This is a genomic window from Cupriavidus sp. CER-90 (assembly GCF_057652055.1).
In genome coordinates, this window is sequence record NZ_JBYGYM010000001.1 from 888,271 (window position 1) to 908,278 (window position 20,008).

Annotated in this window: 15 protein-coding genes; 8 read left to right on the top strand and 7 right to left on the bottom strand. The window is 68.6% G+C overall.

The window, feature by feature from the left end; translation table 11 throughout:
• Positions 1–2,421, bottom strand: coding sequence for a hypothetical protein (locus tag AC24R4_RS03970; protein ID WP_487522284.1), 2,421 nt, complete (start codon positions 2,419–2,421; stop codon positions 1–3).
• A gap of 182 nt (positions 2,422–2,603) precedes the next feature.
• Here AC24R4_RS03970 and AC24R4_RS03975 point away from each other — a divergent pair, with 182 nt between their 5' ends.
• On the top strand, positions 2,604–4,967 hold the full coding sequence (locus AC24R4_RS03975; RefSeq protein WP_487522285.1) for a xanthine dehydrogenase family protein molybdopterin-binding subunit: 2,364 nt from the start codon (positions 2,604–2,606) through the stop codon (positions 4,965–4,967).
• Complete coding sequence (locus AC24R4_RS03980; RefSeq protein ID WP_487522286.1) at positions 4,934–5,395, top strand: (2Fe-2S)-binding protein; 462 nt, start codon at positions 4,934–4,936, stop codon at positions 5,393–5,395. Before AC24R4_RS03975 ends, AC24R4_RS03980 begins: the two co-directional genes overlap by 34 nt.
• Before the next feature lie 19 nt (positions 5,396–5,414).
• On the opposite strand, the gene AC24R4_RS03985 is transcribed toward AC24R4_RS03980, so the two are convergent.
• A complete protein-coding gene (locus AC24R4_RS03985; protein ID WP_228770783.1) occupies positions 5,415–6,098 on the bottom strand; it encodes a GntR family transcriptional regulator in 684 nt (227 codons plus the stop codon).
• 245 nt (positions 6,099–6,343) lie between these two features.
• Between AC24R4_RS03985 and AC24R4_RS03990 the strand changes: the two genes are divergently transcribed.
• From AC24R4_RS03990 to AC24R4_RS04010, 5 genes are all read left to right on the top strand, one after another.
• Complete coding sequence (locus AC24R4_RS03990) at positions 6,344–7,642, top strand: MFS transporter (protein WP_153945934.1); 1,299 nt, start codon at positions 6,344–6,346, stop codon at positions 7,640–7,642.
• Positions 7,643–7,690: 48 nt separating this feature from the next.
• Positions 7,691–8,872 (top strand): serine hydrolase domain-containing protein, encoded by a 1,182-nt coding sequence (locus AC24R4_RS03995; protein WP_487522287.1) that lies wholly within the window; start codon positions 7,691–7,693, stop codon positions 8,870–8,872.
• 63 nt (positions 8,873–8,935) lie between these two features.
• Positions 8,936–9,664, top strand: coding sequence for a maleate cis-trans isomerase family protein (locus AC24R4_RS04000; RefSeq protein ID WP_153945932.1), 729 nt, complete (start codon positions 8,936–8,938; stop codon positions 9,662–9,664).
• A 27-nt stretch (positions 9,665–9,691) separates the two neighbouring features.
• Positions 9,692–11,110 (top strand): dihydropyrimidinase, encoded by a 1,419-nt coding sequence (gene hydA / locus AC24R4_RS04005; RefSeq protein WP_487522975.1) that lies wholly within the window; start codon positions 9,692–9,694, stop codon positions 11,108–11,110.
• Between the two features lie 5 nt (positions 11,111–11,115).
• Positions 11,116–11,853, top strand: a complete 738-nt coding sequence (locus tag AC24R4_RS04010; protein ID WP_487522288.1) for an aspartate/glutamate racemase family protein — start codon at positions 11,116–11,118, stop codon at positions 11,851–11,853.
• Positions 11,854–11,958: 105 nt separating this feature from the next.
• On the opposite strand, the gene AC24R4_RS04015 is transcribed toward AC24R4_RS04010, so the two are convergent.
• From AC24R4_RS04015 to AC24R4_RS04030, 4 genes are all read right to left on the bottom strand, one after another.
• Complete coding sequence (locus AC24R4_RS04015) at positions 11,959–13,266, bottom strand: TolC family protein (protein ID WP_487522289.1); 1,308 nt, start codon at positions 13,264–13,266, stop codon at positions 11,959–11,961.
• Entirely contained in the window at positions 13,263–16,394 is a 3,132-nt protein-coding gene (locus tag AC24R4_RS04020; RefSeq protein WP_487522976.1) for an efflux RND transporter permease subunit, read from the bottom strand. The genes AC24R4_RS04015 and AC24R4_RS04020 overlap by 4 nt, the downstream gene beginning before the upstream one ends.
• Positions 16,394–17,473: an efflux RND transporter periplasmic adaptor subunit gene (locus AC24R4_RS04025; protein ID WP_487522290.1), complete on the bottom strand. Its 1,080-nt coding sequence runs from the start codon at positions 17,471–17,473 to the stop codon at positions 16,394–16,396. Before AC24R4_RS04025 ends, AC24R4_RS04020 begins: the two co-directional genes overlap by 1 nt.
• Positions 17,474–17,560: 87 nt before the next feature.
• Positions 17,561–17,989, bottom strand: a complete 429-nt coding sequence (locus tag AC24R4_RS04030; protein ID WP_487522291.1) for a hypothetical protein — start codon at positions 17,987–17,989, stop codon at positions 17,561–17,563.
• A 405-nt stretch (positions 17,990–18,394) separates the two neighbouring features.
• Here AC24R4_RS04030 and AC24R4_RS04035 point away from each other — a divergent pair, with 405 nt between their 5' ends.
• Complete coding sequence (locus tag AC24R4_RS04035; RefSeq protein ID WP_153945927.1) at positions 18,395–18,649, top strand: hypothetical protein; 255 nt, start codon at positions 18,395–18,397, stop codon at positions 18,647–18,649.
• Between the two features lie 49 nt (positions 18,650–18,698).
• On the opposite strand, the gene AC24R4_RS04040 is transcribed toward AC24R4_RS04035, so the two are convergent.
• Positions 18,699–19,967, bottom strand: coding sequence for an MFS transporter (locus AC24R4_RS04040; protein WP_487522292.1), 1,269 nt, complete (start codon positions 19,965–19,967; stop codon positions 18,699–18,701).
• Between the last annotated feature and the right edge of the window lie 41 nt (positions 19,968–20,008).

The window sequence follows — 20,008 nt, forward strand, 5'->3', positions numbered from 1 at the left end:
TCAGTACAGCGCCAGTGCTTGCGGGCCCGGCGGGCGGCGCCGCACCGCGCCAATCAGGCCCGCCGGGGTGGCATCGCATTGCAGCGCCTCGGCATACGGCACGCGCAGCCGCCCGGGTTCATGCTGGCGGGGGACGGCGGTGGCATCGGCGGGCAGCACGAACACGAAGCGATAGACGATATCGGCCGCGCCATCGTGGGCACGTGCGGGAGCGGCGGCGTCCAGCCGGCGCGCCGACACCAGCCACAACCGCGTGTGCGACGGCACCTGCCCGTTGTCGCACGCCGCCACCGCGTGGCGCAGCGCACTGATCCGGCGGATCAGCTCGGCCGAGTCGACATGCTCGAACGCACCGAACAGCATCTGGCCACGCAACGCATTGGCCACGTAATCCGAACGATGGATGTCGGCGTAGTCCACCTCGCCCGCCGGGGTCAGGTACGGGCCGTACTCGCCGTCCCAGCCCGGCCGTGCCGCCCCGCCATGCGCCAGCGGATGCGACGGGTGATAGCCCAGTTCGTCGTCGAGCATCGGCAGCGCCGTGGGGGCGTCGGCGCGACGGAACGTGCGCGACGCGTCCGGGCTTAGCGCCGGCCAGAAGCTGTTCGACGCCGCGCACAGCTTGATGTCCTCTGCAAACGGACTGCCCAGCCCGAACGTGGCCAGATAGATGCCGCCCCATCCGCCGGCATAGGTCACATCCCAGCCCGGCGCAAACACGCTGGACGATGCATCGGACAGGAACGACACCATGCGCGGCGCGTACGTGCCGTCTGCCTGCGGTGCCTGCCCGCGTGGCGCCAGGCTGAACGACACCGGCATGGTGGTCTCGCCGGGCGCGAACGCCCGCGCCCCGCTGAACGGGTCCCGGTGCATGGGATTGGCGGGCAGCCGTTCGGCACTGAGCGACAGCGGCGATCCGCTGCGAAATTGCGACTTCGGGTCGATGTTCTGCTCGCGGAACCAGCGCTGCAGCTCCGCCTGGTCGGCGTAGGGATAGAAATCGGGTGCGGCCACCACGGAATAGGCCGGAAACACGTGGCGGCGCGGCCATTGCGCCACGCGCACGCTGACCGCCCCTTCCGCGCAGTGGTCCAGGAACAGCTGGGCGTGATAGCCGCCCCGCTTGACTTCGGCCAGGAACTGGTCGCGGTCCGACGGCTCCGCGCACATGTCGCGATAGGTGGCCCCGTCGTCTTGCCAGCGGTGTCGGATATTGATGTACTCGGGCGCGTTGCGAGGCTCCGGATAGCGCAGGAACGCCGGGGCGAAATGGGGGATATATCGCTCGCGCAACGCGTTGATGCCCTCCAGGAACAGCTTGAACAGGTCAGAGACAATGCGCTGGGTGGTGAAGCGCCGGTTGACCACCGGCACCACGCGCCATTGCGCCGGCACGCGGAAACCCCGAACCCTGAAATGCTCTGGCGTCAGCGGTTCGATCAACGGCAACGCCCCCGGCATCAGCCAGACCGAATCGCCCTTGCGCACCAGCGCGATCGGCGGGGCCGTGGAGCCCGGCACCGGCGCGGCGCCCTGCGCGGCATCCGGGAAGCGCCACGACTGCGAATACGGCGGATCGGCCAGCACGGCCCTGGGCTCCGGCTTCACGCCCCAGCGCGCCTTTACGGCGCGGCGCAGCTTGTCGCCGACGTGATGGTGGCCAAATTCCAGCGTCAGGTCCTGCCCCGGCACGCAACCGCTGGCGAACAGCTTGCGCACGGGCACCAGGAATTCGCGCGCTGCGTCGCCCTCGCGTTCGCCTTCGACCAGGCTCAGCGCGCCGGCACCGCACGTCCTGCGCACCAGGAATGCCGCGTAGTGGGCGGGCAGCACGCGTACGTGCTGCGGGTGCCCCGCCACGGTCGGCACGTGGCTGCGCGTGCGGGGGTCGTAGCTCGATTCGGTGTCGCCGTTGCGCGCAATGCCGAGCCGCGAGAACACCAGGTCTGCATGCTGCTGGTGCCCGGTGCGGCGTGCCGGCCGGTATTGGCAGGCCAGCACCGCGATATCGAGCGATGCCCAGTCGTCGGGCAACGGCGCGCGGGAATAGATGTAGTTCTCCAGCAGGTCCAGGTCGGCCAGCTCGACGCCGGCATCCAGCGTCGGGCACTCCGCCAGCGCCAGCATGTGATAGAGCAGGCTGCGCGCGGGATCGCCCGGTTCCACGGCACGCTGCGTGGCACGGCTAAGTTCGGCCACGCGCGGGTCCGACCAGTCGATCCGCAGCGGACGTTCGAGGATGTCGGCGGTGTCGTCGGCCGATCGAACCATGGACAGGTCCAGGCCATGCCGCAGCAGCGCCTGTTTCCACGGCGCCGACAATCGCAGCACCCAGGCATGCATCGCTTCGACGGGCATCGCGCACCTCCCCCGGGACAGCTGGCGGCGTGCCCGCATGCGCTGGGCGCGCGCTTTCATCGGATTTCCATCCGTATTCCATCGCATTGATGTCTGGCGGGTACACGTTGGCCTTTAGGCCTAGACGTACCGGTGGCGCCTCGCGATGGCGGGCGACATTGACTAATATAGGTGATCGCAGCAGCAAGAGAACCGGGCTTGCGCGCTTGCGTTTGCGACCAGGGGCGACCAGGGGCCATGTCATGCTGACGCGCAGAACCTTTCTACTCGGCGGTGCGGCGGCGGGCGCGCTGGTGGTGGGATGGACGTTGCTGCGGCCCGAGGACCGTCTCGACGCCGACCTGCCGCCGCCCGCCACCACCGGCGATGCGCGCCTGAACGGCTGGGTCGTGATCGGCGCCGACAACCACGTGACCATCGTCATGAGCAAGGCCGAAATGGGCCAGGGCGTGCATACGGGCGCCGCCATGCTGCTGGCCGAGGAACTCGATGCCGACTGGTCGCAGGTGCGCGTGGAGCAGTCCGCCATCGCACCGCTCTACGTCAATCACGAAAACCTGCCGCGCAGCCTGCCGTTCCGTCCCGACGACGACGGCGCGCTGGCCCATATCAGCGAATACCTGGCCCGGCGCGGGGCGCGCCTGCTGGGGTCGATGGTGACCGGCGGATCGACCAGCATCGTGGACCTGTGGCAGCCGATGCGCGAAGCAGGCGCCTCCGCGCGCGCCATGCTGTGCGGCGCGGCCGCGCGCCGCTGGGATGTGCCGCCGGAACAGTGCCAGGCCCGCTCCGGACGCGTGTTCCACGCGGCGTCGGGGCGTTCGGCCAGCTTTGGCGAACTGGCCACGGATGCGCGCGACGTGCCGCATCCCGCCCATCTCACGCTCAAGGACCCGAAGACGTTCACGCTGATCGGCAAGCGCCTGAATCGTATCGAGGCAAAGGCCAAGCTCGATGGCACCGCGCGCTTCGGCATCGACGCGTTGCCCGACCACCTGCTCTATGCAAGCGTGCTGATGTGCCCGACCTTGGGCGGCACCGTGCGCAAGTTCGACGCGAACCGGGTGATGCACAAGATCGGCGTAAAGGGGTTTTACCCGATCGATGCGTACCACGGCGGCACGGGGGGCGTGGCAGCGATCGCCGAGAATCCGTTTATCGCCATGCGGGCGCTGTGTGAATTGCCGGTCGAATGGGATCACGGGCCGGCCGCGGGCCTGAACACCGAAGACGTGCGCGCGGCGCTGACCCGTGCGCTGGCATCCAGCAGCGGCGGCCATACGTTCTATCGTACCGGCGACGCCGAAGCGGCGCTCAAGCGCGGCAAGGTGCTGGAAATGCGCTACGAGGTGCCCTACCTCGCGCATGGCGCGCTGGAGCCGGTCAACTGCACGGTGCAGGTGGACGGCGGCAAGGCCCAGGTGTGGGTGTCCACGCAGGTACCGATGGCCGCGCGCAAGGCGGTGGCAAACATGCTGGGCCTGAGCGCCGACGACGTGCAGATCCACCAGCAACTGCTGGGCGGGGCGTTCGGGCGACGGCTCGAAATCGACTTCATCGTGCAGGCCGCCGCCATCGCACGGCACGCTTCGCCCAACCCGGTGCAGACCATCTGGTCGCGCCCGCAGGATATGACGCATGATTTCTACCGGCCCGCCTGCATGGCGGTCTGCCGCGGCACGCTGGACGCCGATGGGCGGCTGGTGGGGTGGGAAAGCGTCACGGCCAGCCAGTCGATCGCCGAACAGGCGCTGCCGCGCGCGTTCGGCAAGCCGCGCTTCCTGACCCGGCTGCTGCCCGATGCCACCATGGCCGAGGGCGCGTTCGACCAGCCCTACGCGTGCCCCAACATGCGGGTGCATCACCATCGCGTCGATCTGCCCGTGCCGGTCGGCTACTGGCGCTCCGTCGGCCATTCGCACCAGGCGTTTTTCGTCGAGTGCTTTCTCGACGAGATGGCGGCGGCGGCGGGCAAGGACCCGATCGCATTCCGGCTGGCACTGCTCACGCAGCCGGCGCACCGGCGCCATGTACGCGTGCTGGAGACGCTGCGCGAGCGCGCCGCATGGCGCGGACCCGCGCAGTGGACCGACCGCGATGGCGTGGCATTCGCACGCGGCATGGCGATGCACGAATCGTTCGGCAGCGTGGTGGCCCAGGTGGCCGAGGTGGCGGAGGTCAAGCGACAGGGTGCCCCGGCCGCTGATTTCCGCGTGACGCGGGTGGTCTGCGTGATCGATTGCGGCCGCGCCATCAATCCGAACCTGGTGGAGCAACAGATGGAAAGCGGCATCGTGTTCGGGCTGTCGGCCGCGCTGCAACAGGCCATCACATTGCGCAACGGGCAGGTGCAGCAGCACTACTTTCCCGACTTTCCGATCATCGACATGGAGACCTGTCCCGTCATCGAGACCTATGTGCTGGACAGCGACGCGGCGCCAGAAGGCGTGGGGGAATCCGCCACCCCGCCCATCGCGCCCGCCGTGGCCAACGCCTTGTTCGCGCTGACCGGGCAGCGCCACCGCAGGCTGCCGCTGCAGGCGACACCTGCCGTACCGGAGGGCAACGACCCATGGTGTCAGTCCGTCTCAACGGCAAGACCGTAGACCTGAAATCCGCCACCGACACGCCGCTGCTCTGGGCGCTGCGCTGCGAGCAGCGCCTGACCGGCACCAAGTTCGGGTGCGGCATCGGCGTGTGCGGCGCGTGCACGGTCTTGCTCGACAACCGTGCCACGCCGGCATGCCAGCTGCTGCTGAAGGATCTGCGCGGTGCGCGCATCACCACGGTCGAAGGCCTGCAAGGCCCGGTCGCGCAGGCCCTGCGCGCGGCGTGGATCGAATTCGATGTGGTGCAGTGCGGCTACTGCCAGAGCGGCCAGCTGGTGGCGGCCGCGGCGCTGCTGGCCCGCTGCCCGGTGCCGACAGACCTGCAGATCGATATGGCGATGCGTGGCATCGTCTGCCGCTGTGGCACGTTTCCGCGCATCCGCAAGGCCATCCACAAGGCCGCCGCCATGTGCCGGCGCGGCTGAGCGGCTGGCGCCGGAGGCGTCAGCGGCCGCGCCGTGCGTTGGCCACGCGGGCTGCCGGCTCGGCGGATTCGGCCAGCGTCAGCTCCACCACACGCAGCACTTCCCGGGCCGTGTTTTCCGAATGCTCGCGCAGGATGCCCGCCAGGCGCGGACGCCCCGGTTCGTGCAGCGCGGTCATGATGGCCTCGTGTTCCTCGTGCGATTCCTGCCAGCGCATCAGGTCGGCATTCGCCGCGCCGCGCGCGCGATGCACCTTGCTCATCAGCGTGGCATAGATGCCCGACAGCACGGCGTTGTCGGCGCTGTCGACGATCATCTGGTGAATTTCCTGGTTGATGCGGAAGTAGTCGGTGCGACGCCCGGCATCGTGGGCGTCGATCATGGCCCGATGCTTGCGTTCGATCTTCGCCAGCGCCGCATCGTCGAGCCGTTGCGCGGCCAGATCGCCCGCATGGGCTTCCAGCCCGTGCAGCGTCTCGAAGGTGGCGCGCAGTTCGTCAAGGTCGAGCGGTGCCACGCGATAGCCGATGTACTGGCGATGCAGCACCAGGCCTTCGGACACCAGCACCTTGAGCGCCTCGCGCAACGGCGTCTTCGATACGTCGAACGCGTCGCAGAAGGCCTTCTCGTCGATGCGCACGCCGGGCGGCAGCTCGCCCTCCTGGATCATCGTGCGCAGCCGCGCCGCGATTTCGGCCGACATGCCCAGTGTGCGCAGGCGGGCGGTTTTAGGAAGCACTTGTGTCACGAACGTCACCAGAATAGGGAATCTGCACCAGTCCGAAGATTAGCACACCCAGATTGGTGCTTACCCTATGACTATACGAATCAACAACTTAGCAGCGTTGTAATTACAGATTACGTATCCTATACTCCGTTCCAGTTGCGCGACACCCAAACAGAAACGCCTCGAAAACGCAGCACCCCAGGAGCAAGGAGACCCCCGTCATGTCAACCACAAGCCAGGCCGCCACGATGACGGCCCCGCGCAGCAGCGTCCGCTGGAAGATCTTCCTGATGATGCTGTTCCTCATCGCCATCAACTACATCGACCGTGCGTCGCTGTCGGTGGCCATGCCGCTGATCGCCAAGGAATTCGACCTGAGCCCCACCATGCAGGGTATGGTCCTGAGCGCGTTCTTCTGGACCTATGCGCTGATGCAGGTGCCGGGCGGCATGCTGGCCGACAAGTACAAGCCGCGCATCGTGATTGCCTGCGCCACCGTGTTCTGGGGCGCATTCCAGGCACTGGCCGCCGTTTGCACCAACACCACCGCCCTGCTGCTGACCCGCCTGGGCCTGGGCGCCGCCGAAGCGCCGATCTACCCGGCGGGCGGCAAGCTCAACGCGATCTGGATGACGCAGAACGAACGCGGCCGCGGCGCCACGCTGCTCGATGGCGGCGCGCCGCTGGGCGCGGCGCTCGGCGCGATCATCATCACCTGGCTGATTTCCTCGCTCGGTTCGTGGCGCCTGGCCTTCGTGGTCGCCGGTGTCGGTACCGTCATCGCCGGTGTCGTGGCCTGGTGGTACATCCGCAATTCGCCGCGCGAACACGCTGGCGTCAATGAACTGGAAGCCAGCTATCTCGAAGAAGCCCACGCCACCGAACACCGCGCCGAGCCGGCCAACCTGTCGGGCCGCTCGCTCGATTTCTTCAAGTACCGCTCGGTCTGGTGCATGGCCATTGGCTGGATGTGCTTCAACACCGTCTTCTACGGCCTGCTGACCTGGATGCCGAACTACCTGAACAAGGTGCATGGCTTCGACATCAAGGCCATGGGCGGCGCCAGCTTCATCATCTTCTTCAGCGGCTTCATCGGCGAACTGATCGGCGGCTGGATTGCCGACAAGTGGAAGGAAGCCGGCGGCCGGCCCAACGTGGTCATGCGCACGCTGTTCGGCATTGCCGCCGTGGTGGCCACGGTGTCGATCTTCTCGGTGGCCTATGTGACCAACCCCGTGGTGGTCGTGGCCCTGCTCTCGTCCACGCTGTTCTTCCTGCGCTGGTGCGGCCTGTTCTGGTGCATCCCGTCGATCCTGGGCACCCGCAACAAGATCGGCTTCCTGGGCGGCGTGATGAACCTTGGCGGCAATATCGGCGGCATCAGCGTGCCGATCATCGTCGGCATGATCGTGCAGTACACCGGCTCGTACTTTCTGGCGCTGATGTTCTTCGCGGCGGCCGGCGTGGGCCTGCTGCTGGCGTCCACGGCCATCGACTACGAAAAGAAGATCCCGGTCTGACGACCCGCTTCGTACCGCCGATCCACAATCCGGCTGGAGGAGACACCCATGACACGACTCACCCCGATCCTGGCTGCGGCCCTGCTGGCCTTCGGCGCACCGCTCGCGCAGGCTGCCCCGGCCACGGCCGGTGGCATCCCCACGGCACAGCCCGAAGCGGTCGGCGTCGATTCCGCGCGGCTGGTCGCGCTGTCCGAATGGATTCGCCGCGACAAGCTCGACGTGCGCAGCCTGCTTGTCATCAAGGACGGCAAGCTCGTGTTCGAACGCTACAGCGAAGGCCTCGGACGCGACTACAACCACGAGCTGTATTCGGTGACCAAGTTCATCAGCGCGTTGCTGGTAGGCACGCTGGTCGGTGACGGCAGGCTCGCCGCCACCGACACCCCGGCGCCGCGCCTGGCGGCGGCACGCCCGGACCTTGCACCGGCGCTGGCCGACAAGCAGCAGATCCAGCTGCGCCATCTGATGTCGATGTCGAGCGGCCTGTCGTACAAGCTCGTCGAGGGCACCGACACGCTCTACTACGGCGTGCCTGACCGCCTGAAGGTGGCCGCCTCGGCCAGCGTGCGCACCACGCCAGGCACCGAGTTCGACTACATCGACGTCAACCCGGTGCTGGTCGGCGCCACGGTCAGCCAGGTCACCGGCATGCCCGAGCAGCAATATGCGGCCAAGCGGCTGTTCGAACCGCTCGGCATGTCCCACTACCGCTGGGACGGTGCCGACGGCAAGGGCGCCGTCTCCGGCGGCTGGGGCCTGCGGCTTCGCTCGATCGACATGGCGCGGCTCGGCATGCTGATGCTGAACCAGGGCCGCTGGAACGGCCAGCAGATCGTGCCGGCGTCCTGGGTGGCGCAGATGACCACGCCGCCCGGCCCGGCAAGCGACTACGGCTACTACTGCTGGGTCAACAACATCGTGAAGGGCGAGCGCGAATTCAGCGCCATGGGCTACAAGGGCCAGTTCATCACGGTGCTGCCCAAACAGAACGCGGTGATCGTCATGAACAGCATCATGTCGACGCAGGGCGGACTGCGCGACGCAAAATACCTGGACCTGTATCGTCAGATGGTCAACGATTACGTGCTGCCGGCATTGCAGGCCGGCGCCGCCGTCAAGCCAGACGCCGCGCGTCAGGCCGCGTTGAAGAAGGAGCTGGAGCTCGCACGCACCACTCAGGGCGTGCCCGGCACCCAGCTCGCCTTCAACGACAAACCCGAACAATAAGACCAACATTCAATCCCGAGGCACCGCGCCCAGACGGTGCCCGAATACTCTTGAGAACCAACCATGAGCAAGCAGATTCGTCTTGGCATGCTGACGCCATCTTCCAACACGGCGCTGGAGCCCATTACCAGCGCGATGGTCAGCGGCCTGCCCAACGTCAGCGCGCATTTCTCGCGCTTCACGGTCACGGAGATTTCGCTGCGTGACCAGGCGCTGGGCCAGTTCGACCTCGAAAAGATCCTGGGCGCGGCCCGCCTGCTGGCCGATGCGCGCGTCGATGTGATCGCGTGGAACGGCACGTCGTCGGGCTGGCTCGGCTTCGATCGCGACCAGGCCCTGTGCAAGCAGATCACCGAGGCCACCGGCATCCCGGCCACGACCTCGGTGCTGGCCCTGAACGAGATCCTGGAGAAGACCGGCGCCCGCCGCTTCGGCCTGGCCACGCCCTACCTGAACGACGTGCAGCAGCGCATCGTCGCCAACTACCAGCGCAGCGGCTTCGATTGCGCGGCCGAACGCCATCTTGACCTGCACGTGAACTACAGCTTCGCCGAAGTCGAGGAAGACACCATCCGCAAGATGGTGCGCGAGCTGGCCGGCCAGAACGTGCAGGCCATCAGCACGTTCTGCACCAACCTGCGCGCCGCGCACCTGGCCGAGGAACTGGAGGCCGAGACCGGCATCCCGTTGTACGACACGATCTCGACCGTGGTGTGGAAGTCGCTGCGGCTGGCTGGCGTGGACACCAGCGCCCTGAAGGGCTGGGGCCGTCTGTTCCGCGAAGTCGCGTAACGCCGAGCAAACCGGAGCGTGATGATCATGCCTGCAGACAACAATCTTGACCTCGTGATCCGCAATGCCGACGTGGTCACCGCTTCCGACCGCTTTCGCTGCGACATCGGTGTGCGCGGCGGCAAGATCGTGGCCCTTGGCCACGGCCTGCCCGCCGCACGGCAGGAAGTCGACGCCGCCGGGCTGCTGGCGCTGCCCGGCGGTGTCGATGGCCACTGCCACCTGGACCAGCCCATGCCCGACGGCATGCGCATGGCCGACGACTTCTTCACCGGCACGCGCGCGGCCGTGTGCGGGGGCACCACCACGGTGATCCCGTTCGCCGCGCAGGAAAAAGGCGCGTCGCTGAAGGCCGCCGTGGCCGACTACCACCGCCGGGCCGACGGCCGCGCCGTGATCGACTACGCATTCCACCTGATCGTCGCCGACCCCACGCCGGCCGTGCTGCAGGACGAACTGCCGTCGCTGATCCGTCAGGGCTACAGTTCGTTCAAGGTCTACATGACCTACGACGACCTGAAGCTTTCCGACCGCGAAATGCTCGAAGTGCTGGACGTCGCGCGCCAGAACCAGGCCCTGGTGATGGTGCATGCGGAGAACGCCGACTGCATCTCATGGCTGACCGACAAGCTGACCGGGGAAGGGCGCATCGCGCCGCGCTTCCACGGACTGGCCCGCCCGGCCGTGGTCGAGCGCGAAGCCACGCACCGCGCGATCTCGTTCGCCGAACTGGTCGACGTGCCGATCCTGATCGTGCACGTGTCCGGCAAGGAAGCCATCGAGCAGATCCGCTGGGCGCAGGGCCGCGGCCTCAAGATCCTGGCCGAGACCTGCCCGCAGTACCTGTACCTGACCGCCGAAGACATGGGCCTGCCCGGAGACGAGGGCTACGAAGGCGCCAAGTGCATCTGCAGCCCGCCGCCGCGCGACCCGGAAAACCAGGCCGCCGTCTGGCGGGCGCTGGCCAACGGCGTGTTCAGCGTATTCTCGTCGGACCACGCGCCGTTCAACTACGACGACCCCGAAGGCAAGAAGCTTGGCGGCGTGGCCCAGCCGTTCGACCATATCCCGAATGGCGTGCCCGGCATCGAGACCCGCCTGCCGCTGCTGTTCGATGGCGTGCAGCGCGGCAAGCTGTCGCTCCACCAGTTCGTCGAACTGACGTCGTACCGTCCGGCCAAGATCTACGGCCTGTACCCCCGCAAGGGCACCATCGCGGTGGGCGCCGATGCCGACATCGTGCTCTGGGACCCGGCGCGCAAGGTCCGCATCGCCAACAGCAACCTGCACCACGCGGTCGATTACACACCGTATGAAGGCATCGAAGTCACCGGTTGGCCGATGACCACGTTCTCGCGCGGCGAGATGATCGTGCGCAACGGCGAATACCTGGAGCCAGCCGCAGGACGCGGCAAGTTCCTCGAAGCCGGCCAACCCGAACTGTGAGCGCCATGAACCTCCTGATCGTCAATCCCAATATCAGCGCGTCGGTCACCGACCTGATCCACGCGGAAGCCCAGCGCACGGCGTCGCCGGACACCCGCATCACGATGGCCACGGCTGCTTTCGGCGTGGCCTATATCGAAACCCGCTTCGAGGCGCTGGTGGGCGGCTACGCCACGGCGTGCGCCGCGGCCGAGCACGCGGGCAACTTTGACGGCCTGATCGTCGCCGCGTTCGGCGACCCCGGGCTGGCCGGCCTCAAGGAACTGTTCGACGTACCGGTCGTCGGCATGACCGAAGCGGCGCTGGCCAGCGCCTGCCTGCTGGGACAGCGTTTCTCGATCATCGCGATCTCGCACCGCATCGAAGCCTGGTACCGCGAATGCGTGACCGCGAACGGCCTGGCATCGCGGCTGGCCAGCATCCGGTCGCTGCAGACGCCGCTGCGCGACATCGGCAGCGTACAGGAAGACCACGCGGCCCGGCTGGAAGCGATGAGCCTGCAGGCCGTGCGCGAAGACGGAGCCGACGTGATCATCGTGGCCGGCGCCCCGCTGGCCGGACTGGCGCGTTCGCTGCAAGGCCGGATTCCGGTGCCGGTGGTCGATGGCGTCAGCAGCGCCGTGCGGCATTGCGAATCGCTGGTGGCGCTGCGCGCCGGCAGCGCCCGCGAAGGCAGCTTCGCGCGGCCGCCGCAGAAGGCCAACGCGGGCCTGCCGCCCGCCCTGGCGCGCCTGCTGGCGTAATCCCTGCCGCACGCTTGCGCGCCCCAGGCGCAAGCCAGTATCGCCGCCGGATTGCCACCGGGCGCCCGAGAACGAGGTGCCCGGCGTGGCGCCGGGCACCTGCGGTCAAGGCGATTCGAACCGCGACTGCTCGTGCAATGCCAGCCGCAGCTTCTGCTGCGCCTCCAGCGCATTGACCATGGCCGTGCGCGCCGCGAGCGTGCTCTCGGTCAGTCCGCGACGCACCACCAGCAACTGGCCGATGCCGATCTCGCCGGCCGCATAGGCCCGTGCGGCGCGATCGGCGGCGCTCTGGTCGAGCGTCAGCGCCGTCTGCTGCGCGCGCGCAGCCTGCTCCAGCCCGGCCACCGATCTGGCCAGCACATCGAACTCTGCCTCGGCGGTCTGTTCCACGGCCGCACGGCGCCGTGCCGCGGCTTCGGCGTCGGCCGCCGCCGCCAGCGCGACGGATCGCCGATGCGCGGACCCCAGCGGCATCGAGATCGACAATCCCGCAATGCGTTCGGCGCCGCCTCGCTCGACCATGACGAACGCCCCCACCGTCGGATCGGGCTTGCGCTCCAGGTCCGAGCGGCGCGCGGCACGGCTGGCTACCGCCTCATCGGCAATGGCCAGCCGTACGGCATGGCTGACGTCGAGATAGCGGGCCCGCGCGCCCTCGCCAAGCAGGTCGCCGGCCACCGCTGGCGGCAGCGTGGCAATCTGCGTGCCGGCCGGCATGGCGGCGGGCAGGCCCAGCGCCGGAAAACGCGCCCGCAGTTCGGCTTCCGCCGCGCCCTGGGTGGCCCTGGCGCCGGCCAGCGCCGCTTCGGCGCGCGCCTGTTCGGCCTGCACGATTTCCAGGTCCATCGGCGCGGCATCGCTGGCGCGCACACGCTTGCCCGTTGACACGACCAGGTCGGCGGCAAGCGCAGCACTGCGCGTCATGGCGGCCGTGGCCTGGCGTGCGCGCAGCACGTTGAACCACAGCGCCAGCATCTGCTTGGACGTTTCGTGCAGCGCGTCGTCCAGCGCGATATCGCCCTGGTCGATCGTGGCATCGGCCAGCGCCGCGTCCGCATCGGACTTGCCCCACAGGCGCAGCGGCCGCTCGAGGGCGACCTGCCCTTCCGCGAAGTTGTCGGACGGGTCGCGCACATGGCGACGCTGCCCCGTGGCGCGCACCACGAACTCGGCCGTGCCGGCGCGAATACCGCTGGCCCGCGCGCTGGCGCCATCGCGGCGCGCCCTGGCTGCCGCCACGTCCGGCGCGGCATCGAGCGCGGCGCGCACCGATGCGGCCGTCGGCAGATAACCGTCCTCGATCACGGCAAGGCTGGCCGATGCCGGGGCGTCCGCGGCACAGGCGCCCGAAGCCCACCATCCGGCGACCAGCACGATAACGAGCGTCAGTTTCAGGTCATGCGTCTTCATTGTTCCTGCCCTCCCACCACGGCAGCCGGGGGATTGGCTTGCGCGGTGCGCTTCGGCATACCGAAGCGTTCAAACAGCAGCGGCAACAGCAGCAGCGTCAGCGCGGTGGAAGTCACCAGCCCGCCCGACACCACGATGGCCAGCGGACGCTGGATCTCCGAGCCCGGCCCACTGGCCAGCAACAGCGGAATCATGCCGAGCGCCGTGATGCAAGCCGTCATCAGCACCGGACGCAGGCGATCCCTCACGCCGCGCTGCACCGCGCCGTGGATGTCGAGCCCCTCCTCCAGCAGCACGTTGAAGTGCGACACCAGCACCACACCGTTGAGCACGGCAATGCCCAGCAGCGCGATAAAGCCGACCGATGCCGGCACCGACAGGTACTCGCCCGAGATCCGCAGCGCAGCAATGCCGCCGACCAGCGCGAACGGGATGTTGCCGATCACCAGCAGCGCCTGCCGCACCGAGCGGAACGTCAGCATCAGCAGCAGGAAGATGGCCGCAAGCGCCAGCGGCACCACCAGCCCCAGGCGCGCGGCCGCGCGCTGCTGGTTCTCGAACTGGCCGCCCCAGACAATGCGCAGGTCCTTCGGCATGCCGGGCAGCGCGGCCACCGCCGCACGGGCATCCTCGACGAACCCGGTCAGATCGCGCCCATCGACGTTGACCTGCACGATGCCGAAGCGCGCGCCGTTCTCGTGGTGGATGCGCACCGGCCCGTCCACGCGACGCACCGTTGCCAGCGACGTCAGCGGCCAGGTCTTGCCGTCCGGCGCGGTCACCATCAGGCTCGTAAAGCTTTCGGGGGTCTGCCGCAGCGCGTCGCTGCCGCGCAACAGCAGCGGCGTGCGCACCACGCCTTCGGGCACGATGCCGATGCGTTCGCCCTCCACCTGCGCACGCAGCAGCGCCTGCAGCGCATCGCCGGACAGGCCGGCGCGGCCCAGCGCGGCCCGGTCCACGGCCAGCGTCAGGTACTGCACGCCGTCGTTGCTGGCGGCGATCACCTCGGCGGCGCCCGGCACCTTGCGCATCTGCTCGGCAATCGCGGCGGACGCATGGTTGATGGCCGCCAGATCGTTGCCGAACACCTTGATGGCCACGTCGCCGCGCGTGCCGGTCATCATCTCGGCAATCCGCATCTCGATGGGCTGGGTAAAGCTGTACATCACGCCCGGGAATTGGTCCATGACCTTGCGGATATCGGCGGCGATGTCTTCCTTGGTGCCCCGCCATTCGGACTTGGGCTTCAGCACCAGGAACGCGTCGGTCTCGTTCAGGCCCATCGGGTCCAGACCCAGGTCGTCCGACCCCATGCGCGCGACAATGGACCGGATCTCGGGCACCGCCTTGAGCAGCGCCGCCTGCACGCGGCGGTCGATATCGAGCGATGTCTCGAGCGACACCGACGGCGCGCGCTGCATCTGCACGATCAGGTCGCCCTCGTCCATCGACGGCATGAACGTCTTGCCCACCGACGCATAGAGCGCCACCGCCAGCAGCAGGGCCGCGCCGGCCGCGCCGAACACCACGCGGGCGCGACGCTGGCTCCAGACCTGCAGCCGGTCAAAGCGTGCGGACACCCAGCGCATCAGGAACGGCGCGTGCCCGTCATGCGCGCGCAGCAGCAGCGATGCCAGCGCCGGCACCACCGTCAGCGCGATCACCACGGACGCGCCCAGTGCCAGCACGATCGTCGGGGCGACGGGGCCGAACAGCTTGCCCTCCAGCCCTTCGAGCGACAGCAGCGGCAGGAATACGATGGCGATGATCGACACGCCGGCCAGCATCGGCACGGCCACGCTGGACACCGCATGCCGGATGATGGCGGGCCGCAGGGCCGGATCGGTATGCCGCGCATGCGCGCGCGCGAGCCCCGACTCGATGTTCTCGACCACCACCACGGCCGCGTCGACAAGCATGCCCAGCGCGATGGCCAGCCCGCCCAGGCTCATGAGGTTGGCCGTCAGGCCCACGTAACGCATCATCAGGAAGGTGGCCAGCAGCGACAGCGGCAACGTGGCTGCCACCACCAGCGCCGCCCGCAGGCCCCCCAGGAACAGGTACAGCGTGACGATCACCAGCAGGCTGGCCTCGACCAGCGCGCGCACCACGGTGTTTGCCGCGCGCGATACCAGTTCGCCCCGGTCGTAGAACACCTTCGTGCTCATGCCCCTGGGCAGGGTGGGCGCCAGTTCGTCGAGCTTGTCCTGCACGGCCTTGACGACCTTGGACGCATCGGCGCCGCGCAAGGCCAGCACCAGCCCCTGCACCGCCTCGCCCTTGCCGTCCATCGATACCGCGCCGTTGCGCGTGGTGGACCCCAGCCGCACGGTCGCCACGTCGGCCACGGTGACCTGGGCTACCTGCGCCGCATCGGCGCCCGCCGGCACGACGATGCGCCGCAGGTCGTCCAGCCCGCGCACGCCGCCTTCCACGCGCACCACCCAGGTTTCGTCGCCCTGCTCCACGCGCCCCGCGCCATCGTTGCGGTTGTTGCTTTCCAGCGCCTGGCGCAACTGCTCCAGCGTCACGCCACGCGCGCGCAGCCGGGCCGGATCGGGAATCACCTCGTAGCTGCGAACCTCGCCGCCCAGCGCATTGACATCGGCCACGCCGCTCACGGTACGTAGCGCCGGGCGAATCACCCAGTCCAACACCTGGCGGCGCTCGGCCAGCGTGTGGGTATCGCTTTCGAGCGTGAACATGAACATCTCGCCCAGCGGCGTGGTGATCGGCGCAAGGCCGCCCACCGCGTTGTCGGGCAGGTCCCGCATCAGGCCGGACAGCCGTTCGGTCACCTGCTGGCGGGCCCAGTACGGGTCCACGCCCTCCTCGAAGTCGACGGTCACGTCGCTGAGCCCGTACTTCGACACCGACCGTACGATGGTCTTCTGCGGGATGCCCAGCAGTTCCTGTTCGATCGGCGTGGACACACGCTGCTCGACTTCCTCGGGCGTCATGCCGGGAATCTTGAGGATGACCTTGACCTGCGTCGGCGCGATATCCGGGAAGGCATCGATCGGCAGGTTGGCATACGCCCAGGCGCCGGCAAATGCGAGCACGGCGGCCGCGATCAGCACCAGCACGCGCTGGCGCAAGGCCGCATCAACGATTCTGTCCAGCATCATTGGCCTCCGACGAACATGCCCTTCAGCGCGCCGATGCCCGTGACGGCCACCCTGGCGTTGGCCGGCAGCACGCCACGCACCGTGGCAAAGGCATCGTCCGTGGCATCGACCGTCACCGGGTGATAGGCCACGCCGTCCTTGACGGCCACGAACACCCCGGCCTTGCCTTGCGTGTAGGTCAGCGCGGCCACCGGCACGCGCAGGCGGACGCCGGACTGACCGGTTGCGCCGCCAGTGGCCTCGCCCAGGTGGATGACAACGCCGACGCTCTCGCCAGCCTGCAGGCCGCCCCGCGCGTCCAGCGTGGCCCGGATGCGCACCGCGCCAGTCCCGTCGCTGGACGGCACCACGCCCGCCACCTTGCCGGCCGCGCCACGCTGGCGGACTTCCACGCGCTCGCCACCCCGGATCGTGGGCACGTCGCGGCCTACCAGCAGGTCAAGCTCCAGCGCATCGGGATCGACGATGCGGAACAGTGGCGCCGAGGCATCGACGCGCGTGCCCGGCACGGCGTGGATCTCGGCAACCAGCCCGTCGCGCCCCGCCACCATGCGCGCGTCGCCACGCGGGCCTACGCCGATGCCGGCGGCCGCCATTTCGGCCTCGCGCGCCCGCACGGCTGCGGCGGCCTCGCGGGCGCGCGCCTGGGTGGTCTCCCAGCGGCTGCCGGCAATGATGCCGTCGTCGTGCAACTGGCGGTCGCGCTTGAGCGCAAGCTGGGACAGCGCTGCCTGCGAACGGGCCTCGGCCAGCGCACGGCTGGCCTCGAACATTTGCGGGCTGGCAAACAGCGCCAGCGGCTGGCCCTTCTTCACGGACTGGCCGATGGCAACCAGCACTTGCGACACCATGCCCGGATATGGCGCGGCCACCACAAACTGCGCATCGGGACGCAGCACCACGCGCGCGGTGGCGCCGATTTCCATATGCGTGGCGTTTTCGGCCGCCGCGAAGCGGATACCCAGCGCCTGGGCCTGGGCGGCGCTGAGCGCCAGCGTACGTGCCTGGACGGGGGCGATACTGGTCAGCGCCGAGACCGCAAATGCGGCCAGCGCCAGACGACGACGGAAAGACATTCCTGACTCCGAATCAATGCGAGGGAAAGCCGCACGCCGCGGGTCGCGGGCGTGCAAGGGCACCGGGTGGGCCCGGTGGGTTCGCGGTCAGGAATACAGGGGAGGCGCGTGTGCGGGCGGGGGATGGCTGCTGCCGCCGCGCCAGCGCAGCCGGTGCGGCGTGGCGGCACGTACCAGCGGCCAAGCGACCCATGTCGCCAGCACCAGCAGTACGGCACACAGGGCCAGCAGCGCCTCGATCATCGACGGATCGACATCGAGCCCCGGCCCGGCATGGCTCAGGCCTTTTTCGACATCGATCGAAAAAGGCTCGTCATCGGCATGGGAAACGGCAGGGATGGCCTGGGCCTTGCGCTCGTCGAGCACGACCTTGAACAGGCCCGGCATCGGGATATCCAGATGGAAGCCGGTCTGGTGCGGCGTGCCCATGTGGGCATGCAGCAGCGGACCCAGGCACTGGATCACGATCAGGATCGTCAGGAAACCAAATCTGGTGAAAGGTACAAGGCGCCCCATGGCGGCGGAATCACAAGGTTGGGGCTGGCGGCGTTTGCGAGCAGGAAAGCCGCTTGCCGGCGCCATGGCTGGTCTGGCCAGGCATGTGGACGACGGCGCCCCCGTGGTGGAGGCAGGCTGCTCCCCCAGGACGGACCGAATGCTAGCACGGCTTCGTTGCCGCTGCCACCGCACCCCGGACATGGCCGGGGCATGGCCGGCGGCCGGGCGAACGGGGCGAGCCGGGCGACATGTCGCAACATGACATGACGGGACTTGTCAATCGCCCATTTCGACGACAAAAAAGCGCATGACCGGGCGACCGTTCGATCGGCACACTATTGGCAGCAATGGCACAGAATCTGCCGTATGCTGAATTGTTCAGCGTGCAAGCGCGCCCAGTCCGACCCTGCCCGGAGGCGACTCATGCTTGTTGGAAGCGCAGTAGACAAGCTGCGACGTGAAGCAGCCGTCGCACGCGAGACCGCGCCCGTCGATCGGCGCATCGCCCGACTTCGCCAGGATATTCGCTGGCAACTGCACTATGCAAAAACGCAGAAGGCGCGCGGCTACCCGGCGCGGGACTACGCGCGGGTACTCCGGCTGCTGAGGCAGACGCTGAGCGTCGAAAGAGCCTATCGGGCCGCGTTGCGCAAGGCGGCGCTGGCCCGGCTGCTTTGAACCACCGCCGGGCTCCCGGCCGGGGAGCGGCGCACCGGCCACCCGGCGCTCACGGGCTTTTGGCCGCCCACCGCACAGGACACTCCGGTTCGACGCACGCGGGGGCCTTGCGCGTGGCGGCCCAGAACACCAGTGCCGCCACGCTGACCGCCGCACCCAGTGCGCAGACGCCATACCATCCCCCGGCCCCGTATGCCGCGGTGGTGCCGATGGCGCCCAGCCCGCTGCCCACGGCATAGAACAGCATATAGAGACCGATGAGGCGGCCGGGCGCCTCGGGGCGCGTCCGGACGATCATGCTCTGGCTGGTGACATGCAGCGCCTGCCCCGCGGCGTCAAGCAGCACGATCCCCACGGCCAGTATCCACAGCGACACATGCAGCTGGGCAAGCGGCCACCAGGCCAGCACCAGCATCACCAGTGCCGCCATGGTCGTGCGCTGGCCGTGTCCGGCGTCCACCCACTTGCCGGCACGCGCGGCCGCCAGCGCGCCAATCACCCCCACCAGCCCGAACGCACCGATGGCCGTGTGCGGCAGCGAGAACGGCGGCGCACCCAGCGGCAGTACCACTGCGCTCCAGAAAATGTTTAGCGCGGCAAACATCAGCAGCGCCAGCATGCCCCTGACCTGCAGCGTGCGCTCGTGGCGCAGCAGCGCGAACATCGACAGGATGAGACGCGGGTAGCTCACGCGCACGCGTGGCGGCGCAAGCACCGGCAAGCGGTTCCACAGCAGCACGCCCGCCACGAACATCAGCATCGCCGCCGCAAGGTAGACCCAGCGCCATCCCGCAAGATCGCTGACCGCCCCGGCAAACACCCGTGCCGACAGCAGGCCCACGAACACGCCGCCCTGGGCTGCCCCGACCACCCGGCCCTGCTCGTGGACCGACGCCGCGCTGGCCGCATACGCCAGCAGGCCTTGCGTCATCGCCGTGCCAAGCAGGCCCACCGCCAGCATGCCCGCGAACAGCGCGGGCAACGTCCGCGCCAGGGCCACCACGACCAGCGCGACGACCAGGGCAACCAGTTGCACACGCATCAGCCGGCGCCTGTCGAGCAGATCGCCCAACGGCACGACGAACAGCAAGGCCAGCGCGCTGCCGGCCTGCGTCATCGCCACCACGCTGCCAACGACCGCCACGTCGATCCGGAAATCCCGCGCCAGGGCATCGAGCAGCGGCTGGACGTAATAGACGTTGGCCACGCTGAAACCGGCCGATGCGGCAAACAGGGCAACCAGGCCCCTGGCCATGCCAGGGCCGTTCGGCCGCGCGGCCTCGATGCGTGATCTTTCCAGCGTGTCTTCCGGTGCCATGGCGCCTCTTATCCAGTTTCAAAACAAAACTGGTTGAATGC

Coding starts and splice junctions, on each gene's coding strand:
- hydA (WP_487522975.1), top strand. CDS start 9,692: ATGCCTGCAGACAACAATCTTGACCTCGTGATCCGCAATGCCGACGTG.
- AC24R4_RS03970 (WP_487522284.1), bottom strand. CDS start 2,421: ATGAAAGCGCGCGCCCAGCGCATGCGGGCACGCCGCCAGCTGTCCCGG.
- AC24R4_RS04015 (WP_487522289.1), bottom strand. CDS start 13,266: ATGAAGACGCATGACCTGAAACTGACGCTCGTTATCGTGCTGGTCGCC.
- AC24R4_RS04000 (WP_153945932.1), top strand. CDS start 8,936: ATGAGCAAGCAGATTCGTCTTGGCATGCTGACGCCATCTTCCAACACG.
- AC24R4_RS03990 (WP_153945934.1), top strand. CDS start 6,344: ATGTCAACCACAAGCCAGGCCGCCACGATGACGGCCCCGCGCAGCAGC.
- AC24R4_RS04030 (WP_487522291.1), bottom strand. CDS start 17,989: ATGGGGCGCCTTGTACCTTTCACCAGATTTGGTTTCCTGACGATCCTG.
- AC24R4_RS03980 (WP_487522286.1), top strand. CDS start 4,934: ATGGTGTCAGTCCGTCTCAACGGCAAGACCGTAGACCTGAAATCCGCC.
- AC24R4_RS04035 (WP_153945927.1), top strand. CDS start 18,395: ATGCTTGTTGGAAGCGCAGTAGACAAGCTGCGACGTGAAGCAGCCGTC.
- AC24R4_RS03995 (WP_487522287.1), top strand. CDS start 7,691: ATGACACGACTCACCCCGATCCTGGCTGCGGCCCTGCTGGCCTTCGGC.
- AC24R4_RS04040 (WP_487522292.1), bottom strand. CDS start 19,967: ATGGCACCGGAAGACACGCTGGAAAGATCACGCATCGAGGCCGCGCGG.
- AC24R4_RS04025 (WP_487522290.1), bottom strand. CDS start 17,473: ATGTCTTTCCGTCGTCGTCTGGCGCTGGCCGCATTTGCGGTCTCGGCG.
- AC24R4_RS03985 (WP_228770783.1), bottom strand. CDS start 6,098: ATGTCGGCCGAAATCGCGGCGCGGCTGCGCACGATGATCCAGGAGGGC.
- AC24R4_RS04020 (WP_487522976.1), bottom strand. CDS start 16,394: ATGCTGGACAGAATCGTTGATGCGGCCTTGCGCCAGCGCGTGCTGGTG.
- AC24R4_RS03975 (WP_487522285.1), top strand. CDS start 2,604: ATGCTGACGCGCAGAACCTTTCTACTCGGCGGTGCGGCGGCGGGCGCG.
- AC24R4_RS04010 (WP_487522288.1), top strand. CDS start 11,116: ATGAACCTCCTGATCGTCAATCCCAATATCAGCGCGTCGGTCACCGAC.